Raw genomic sequence first — 6786 nt, 5'->3', positions numbered from 1 at the left:
GCACGTCACTATAGCTTCTCTCCGGTTGAACCTTCCCCAGAACATAAAATTGTGGTTGAGTTTGCTGGCCAGTGGTCAAGCAATGCGGCATGTTTGATGTTGGGTAAAACTGAGGCTCAAAAAGAAAAAGTCACCGTAGGCAAGGCCGATACCGGGAACAAACACCGCAGTCTCGCGACATTTAAAGATCTCGAAGCTGAGGGCAAAACGCTTTACATCAAAATCCCTTGTTCTGACCAGCCTCAGCCAATTTTTCTTAAACTCGCAGAAGGCTTGCAACCCGTTGATAAAGAAACTCAGATGGATGAGTGGGACAACGTGTTGGTGCCGGTGGTTCCTGTTCATAAAGGTGATTCAGGGTATGTATCGATTGATCGTGGTTACGTTTATGTCGTTTGGCAATCAGAAGTTTGGCGAGAAATCCAAGTTCAAAACGACGGACGCTTTTCTGATGTCGATCTATCACTCTACCAAAGCACTAAGTCCTCGCCTCAAAGATCGGTCGATATTAGCTTATATGATGAAGACTCCGAGGCATTTCTATCAGGGGAAGCGTTTCAGTTGTACCAAGACGGTAAAAAAGTCTATGAGGGTGTGTTGGACGAATATGCTTGCGCCCGTGTTTTTGGTCTTACTGCAGAAGAAGTTGAGGTAGTGGTCGCTGATTGGCCTAACGAAGGCGAAACATACACAGAATTACTTCAAACCGAATTGAGTCCATTTAAGGCTGGAAGTAAAACAAAGAGAGAGCCACTTGGTGTTCCTTTGCCTCATATTTGGCTTCCATACAAAATAAACGGTAGCGTACAAAGTGATATTGCCCTTTATTATTCTCGGGCTCAGCTCAATACTCAGCAACTCAAAGAATTAAAGAGCGGGAATAATGAAAAAGCGGTTAAAGTAGACCTCAGCGATTATTCTTCTGCTCATAACTTTGATGCGAGCTCCGAACCTGTGATTTCGCTGCCGAATCTAGATACTCAAGCGCCAAGCAAATCAGATTACAATGTCGTTAGTCAAAAAGAGCAAGGTGTCGCTGCCGCTGTTGTTAACTCCCCAAGCGAAGGCATCGTAATTACCTATAAAAGTAACCCCCAGTGCGATCAACCAGATGATTATTTCCAATTGACGTGTGTTGATGAAACATGGAGCCAAAAGATTTTTTTGCGCGAGGCTGAGTTTGTTGATCAGTATTGTAAAGAAGTCGTGTTTAGTGGTTGGCTACCAGAAGTCAAACGGGTCAATCTAACCCGTCATTGCCGATCTCATAACTCAGATAAAACGGTCTTAATGTCAGTAATTTATCAAGACATTGAACTCACCCAATTATTATAAAATGAAAGTACATTATAAAATGAAACGAACAACGTTAAGTATCGCGCTTCTTTCGACAGTTATGTTATTAACAGGCTGTGGTGAAGAAAGTAATCAAACTTCGAATACTGCAACAACACAATCCGTAGAAAAAGAACCCGCTCAGAAGGCTTGTTACGATGTTGGTGAAACAACGTCATTCGAACGCAAAGACGTAACAGGACCACGCTGCCAATGGCGAAGTGAGCACAACTTTATTGTTTATTCTGAAGACCTTTCCAAGCCTGAATACCCAGGTACGCTTCCCGTAAAACCAGGCTATGCTGTTCGCAGAGCAAAAGAGTGGCCCCGTGAAGACTTGTCTGATGCGAGCTCTTATGACAAACCTCGAATTCAGTTTTGGTGGAATAATGTCAGCTCTCGAGACCCTCTCGTAAATGATTACGAAAATGGCTACAAAATTTGGAGCGTGAAAATTGATGGGACAGATTTACGTTTAGTTACGGATGATATGCCAAGTATGGCTTCACCACAGAACTATGTGACGAGTCGTTCACCCAATAATCGTTATGTGGCTTATGCCTATAGCTTTGGTGGGCCTTTGATAAAGGCGATCTTTGACATAGAAACGCAACAGAGCATTCAACTGGGCAGCGCGAGTACTAAGCCATATTTGGTCTGGGCGGACGATTCTAGTTACATCTATTTCTCAGACGGTTTTAAGCGTTTTAAATACACACTCGCGACGGGAACCAAAGAAGAGGTAGATGTACCATTGTCTGAAGATACGGTCATTGTAGATGGCAAGTTAATCAATGCCGCGGGCTTGGGGGTTGGGGTTTATGACGCCAAGACACTCAAACGCTTATACACTATTTTACCTGAAAAAGAGTTTGAAGATTCCGTAGATATTGAGAAGCGCATTTACCGTCAAATTGCGATCAGCCCTAATGGTAAGTATGTATGGGGAATCAACTCGTACCGCAAAGTGCTGATTAACGTAGAGGATAAAACTTGGCTTGCGTTTTCTAAGGAAGGCGATGAAAAGAAAGTTTATGCGAAAGTGGTCAATATCAGTAACAACGGCAATGAAACACAAATAGGGGCAGCCAAAATAACCATAAGACGCTACGGGGCAGATTACCGTTATGAAATGAATGGAAATGGCGCTCAGTCATGGAAGGTGATTCAATCTGGTCAAAACACGATAACACCAGTGTTATATAATGCCGATACCAATGGTGGGCGTTTTCTGGAGGTAGATAACGATGAGTCACGACTTTAAGCATTTACCAACGGATGTCTACTTGTTCGGTGTCGATTTTCCTAATATTGGGGATGCACAGACCCCTCAATATAGAGCGATTAATATCGAAAAAGACCTGACCTCATTAGAAGAGTTGAAAAATATCCGCCCTATGTCACGGCTTCCCATTGCCATAAATTTGGGTGAGGAAAGCGCAGCCCTTTGGGCGACAGACGATTTAGGTCGTTTACATGTGCTGGGTGATTCAACGCAGAAAAATCAAAAAACCAATATCAATCAGGTTTTGGCACTGCGTTCGCCAGTACATGAGTTAGCAGAGAAGACGTACAAGCTGTCTTTTCCCGAATGGTCAATGCTTACAGAGTTGGCGATTGGTGCGCAGAGTGATGCTCGGCCAATGAAAAAGGCGTGTGTAGACCTTGTCTCTATCTGGGGAACCTAAAGGGATATGGGAGCGAGCAAACTCTGAACTCGATACATGTTGATAGGGTGAGCAATAGCAGTTCAGAGCGCGTTCATAAAGCCAACTACCAGCAAGTTGTCGATGATGTACCTTTGGCACGTCACTACAGCTTTTCGTCAGTGGAACCTTCACCAGAACATAAAATTGTTGTTGAGTTTGCGGGACAGTGCGATCAACCGGATGATTATTTCCAACTGACGTGTGTTGATGAAACATGGAGCCAAAAGATTTTTTTGCGCGAGGCTGAGTTTGTGGATCAATATTGTAAAGAAGTCGTGTTTAGTGGTTGGTTACCAGAAGTTAAAAGGGTCAATCTAACCCGTCATTGCCGATCTCATAACTCAGATAAAACGGTCTTAATGTCAGTAATTTATCAAGACATTGAACTCACGGAACTATTATAAAATGAAACGAACAACGTTAAGTATCATGCTTCTTTCGACAGCTATGCTATTAACAGGCTGTGGTGAAGAAAGCAATCAAACTTCGAATGTTGCAACAACACAATCTGTTGGAGAAGAACCTGCTCAGAAGGCTTGTTACGATGTCGGTGAAACAACGTCACTCGAACGCAAAGATGTAACAGGACCACGCTGCCAATGGCAAAGTGAGCACAACTTTATTGTTTACTCTGAAGATCTTTCCAAACCTGAATACCCAGGCACACTTCCCGTAAAACCAGGCTATGCCGTTCGCAGAGCAAAAGAGTGGCCCCGTGAAGACTTGTCTGATGCGAGATCTTATGACAAACCTCGAATTCAGTTTTGGTGGAATAATGTCAGCTCTCGAGACCCTCTCGTAAATGATTACGAAAATGGCTACAAAATTTGGAGCGTGAAAATTGATGGGACAGATTTACGTTTAGTTACGGATGATATGCCAAGTATGGCGTCACCTCAGACCTTTGTGACGAGTCGTTCCCCCAATAATCGTTATGTGGCATACGCATACAGTTATGGCGAGCCTCTGATTAAAGCGATCTTTGACTTAAAAACGCAACAGACCATTCAGTTGGGCAGTGCGCGCACCAAGCCATATTTGGTCTGGGCGGATGATTCTAGCTACATCTACTTCTCAGACGGTTTTAAGCGCTACAAATACATACTCGCGACAGGAGTCAAGGAAGAAGTAGATGTCGACATTTCAGAATCTACTGTCATTGTTGACGGTAAGCTCATTTATGTCGGCGATTTGGGTGTGGTGGTTTTCGACGCCAAGACTCTAAAAATGCTTTATAAAATCTTCCCTGAGGACGAATTTAAACCAGAAAAAACGATTAAGGAACGTGTTTATGTACAAACTGCTATCAGCCCTAATGGAAAATACGTGTGGGCAGTAAACTCGTACCGCAAAGTGTTGATCAACGTTGAAGAAAAAACGTGGCTTGCGTTTTCTAAGGAAGGCGATGAAAAGAACGTTTATGCTAAAGTGGGCAATATCAGTAACAACGGTAATGAAACACAAAGAGGAGCAGCAATAATAACCATAAGACGTTATGGGCCAGATCTCCGTTATGAAATGAATGGAAATGGTGCTCAGTCATGGAAGGTGATTCAATCAGGTCAAAACACGATAACACCAGTGTTATATAATGCCGATGCTAATTATGGACGCTTTCTGGAGGTAGATAACGATGAGTAATGACTTTAAATATTTACCAACAGATATCTATTTGTTCGGTGTTGAGTATCCTACCGTTGATGGTAAAAAAGGCTCTGAGTATGTTGATGTAAATTCGGGCGATAACTTGGCTGTGATTGAGTCGTTAAAATATATCCGTCCTATGTCACGGCTTCCCATTGCTAAAAATTTAGGTGAGGAAAGCGCTGCTCTTTGGGCGACAGACGATTTAGGCCGTTTACATGTACTGGGCGATTCTATTCAGAAAAACCAAAAAACCAACATCAATCAGGTTTTGGCACTGCGTTCGCCAGTACATGAGTTAGCGCAGAAGACGTACAAGCTGTCTTTTCCCGAATGGTCAATGCTTACAGAGTTGGCGATTGGTGCACAGAGTAATGCTCGATCAATGAAAAAGGCGTGTGCAGACCTCGTCTCTATCTTGGGGAACCTAAAGGGATATGGGAGCGAGCAAACTCTGAACTCGATACATGTTGATAGGGTGAGCAATAGCAGTTCAGAGCGCGTTCATAAAGCCAACTACCAGCAAGTTGTCGATGATGTACCTTTGGCACGTCACTACAGCTTTTCGTTAGTGGAACCTTCACCAGAACATAAAATTGTTGTTGAGTTTGCGGGACAGTGAGATCAACCAGATGATTTTTTCCAACTGACGTGTGTTGATGAAACATGGAGCCAAAAGATTTTTTTGCGCGAGGCTGAGTTTGTGGATCAATATTGTAAAGAAGTCGTATTTAGTGGTTGGTTACCAGAAGTTAAAAGGGTCAATCTAACCCGTCATTGCCGATCTCATAACTCAGATAAAACGGTCTTAATGTCAGTAATTTATCAAGACATTGAACTCACCCAATTATTATAAAATGAAAGTACATTATAAAATGAAACTAACAACGTTAAGTATCGCGCTTCTTTCGACAGTTATGTTATTAACAGGCTGTGGTGAAGAAAGTAATCAAACTTCGAATACTGCAACAACACAATCCGTAGAAAAAGAACCCGCTCAAAAGGCTTGTTTCAATGTTGGTGAAACAACGTCATTCGAACGCAAAGATGTGACAGGGCCACGCTGCCAATGGCAAAGTGAGCACAACTTTATTGTTTACTCTGAAGATCTGTCTAAGCCTGAATACCCAGGTACGCTTCCTGTCAAACCAGGTTATGCCGTACGCCGAGCAAAAGAGTGGCCTCGTGAAAATTTATTTAATGCGAGCTCCTATGATAAACCTCGAATTCAGTTTTGGTGGAATAATGTTAGCTCTCGAGATCCTCTCGTAAACGATTACGAAAACGGCTACAAAATTTGGAGCGTGAAAATTGATGGGACAGATTTACGCTTAGTCACGGATGACATGCCAAGCACCGCGTCACCACAGAATTTTACGATGAGCCGTTCACCTAACAATCGTTATGTGGCTTATGCATACAGTAATGGAGAGCCTTTGATAAAGGCGATCTTTGACTTAAAAACGCAACAGACCATTCAGTTGGGCAGTGCGCGTACCAAGCCATATTTGGTCTGGGCGGACGACTCTAGTTACATCTATTTCTCAGATGGTTTTAAGCGTTTTAAATACACACTCGCTACGGGAACCAAGGAGGAGGTAGATGTCGATATTTCAGAATCTACGGTCATTGTTGACGGTAAGCTCATTTATGTCGGTGATTTGGGTGTGGTGGTTTTCGATGCCAAGACTTTAAAAATGCTATATAAAATTTTCCCTGAGGACGAATTTAAGCCAGAAAAAACGATTAAGGAACGTGTTTATGTACAAACTGCCATCAGCCCTAATGGTAAGTACGTATGGGCGGTGAACTCATACCGTAAAGTTTTGATCAATGTTGAGGAAAAAACGTGGCTTGCGTTCTCTGACGAAGGAGAGGAAAAGAACGTTTATGCGAAAGTTGTAAATATCAGTAACAACGGTAATGAAACACAGAGAGGAGCAGCAAAAATAACCATAAGACGTTATGGGGCAGATTACCGTTATGAAATGAATGGAAATGGCGCTCAGTCATGGAAGGTGATTCATTCTGGAAGAGCAGCTAAAACCCCAGTTCTTTATAATGCCGATGCTAACGGTGTAATGCCGATCGTTTAAGA

The 6786-nt window shown here is 42.8% G+C and carries 4 protein-coding genes and 3 pseudogenes; all 7 read left to right on the top strand.

The features are described from left to right. On the top strand, positions 1 to 1335 hold a 1335-nt coding region (locus AB4180_RS21255; RefSeq protein WP_102582949.1), incomplete at its 5' end, for a hypothetical protein. A 19-nt stretch (positions 1336 to 1354) separates the two neighbouring features. Continuing rightward, complete coding sequence (locus AB4180_RS21250) at positions 1355 to 2599, top strand: hypothetical protein (protein WP_102582951.1); 1245 nt, start codon at positions 1355 to 1357, stop codon at positions 2597 to 2599. A gap of 133 nt (positions 2600 to 2732) precedes the next feature. Then, a pseudogene (locus AB4180_RS21245) lies at positions 2733 to 3448 on the top strand (hypothetical protein). Between the two features lies 1 nt (position 3449). Further along, on the top strand, positions 3450 to 4685 hold the full coding sequence (locus AB4180_RS21240; RefSeq protein ID WP_241909511.1) for a hypothetical protein: 1236 nt from the start codon (positions 3450 to 3452) through the stop codon (positions 4683 to 4685). Further along, a pseudogene (locus tag AB4180_RS21235) lies at positions 4678 to 5307 on the top strand (OmpA family protein); the annotation flags it as partial. The gene AB4180_RS21240 and the pseudogene AB4180_RS21235, both read left to right, overlap by 8 nt. 3 nt (positions 5308 to 5310) lie before the next feature. Beyond that, a pseudogene (locus AB4180_RS21230) lies at positions 5311 to 5544 on the top strand (hypothetical protein); the annotation flags it as partial. A 19-nt stretch (positions 5545 to 5563) separates the two neighbouring features. After that, complete coding sequence (locus AB4180_RS21225; protein ID WP_102582952.1) at positions 5564 to 6784, top strand: hypothetical protein; 1221 nt, start codon at positions 5564 to 5566, stop codon at positions 6782 to 6784. The last annotated feature ends 2 nt before the right edge of the window (positions 6785 to 6786 follow it).

The sequence above is a fragment of the Vibrio sp. 10N.286.49.C3 genome (genome assembly GCF_041469545.1).
GTDB lineage: Bacteria > Pseudomonadota > Gammaproteobacteria > Enterobacterales > Vibrionaceae > Vibrio > Vibrio tasmaniensis_A.
This window is presented reverse-complemented; position numbering and strand designations above follow the sequence as displayed.

Coding starts and splice junctions, on each gene's coding strand:
- AB4180_RS21250 (WP_102582951.1), top strand. CDS start 1,355: ATGAAACGAACAACGTTAAGTATCGCGCTTCTTTCGACAGTTATGTTA.
- AB4180_RS21240 (WP_241909511.1), top strand. CDS start 3,450: ATGAAACGAACAACGTTAAGTATCATGCTTCTTTCGACAGCTATGCTA.
- AB4180_RS21225 (WP_102582952.1), top strand. CDS start 5,564: ATGAAACTAACAACGTTAAGTATCGCGCTTCTTTCGACAGTTATGTTA.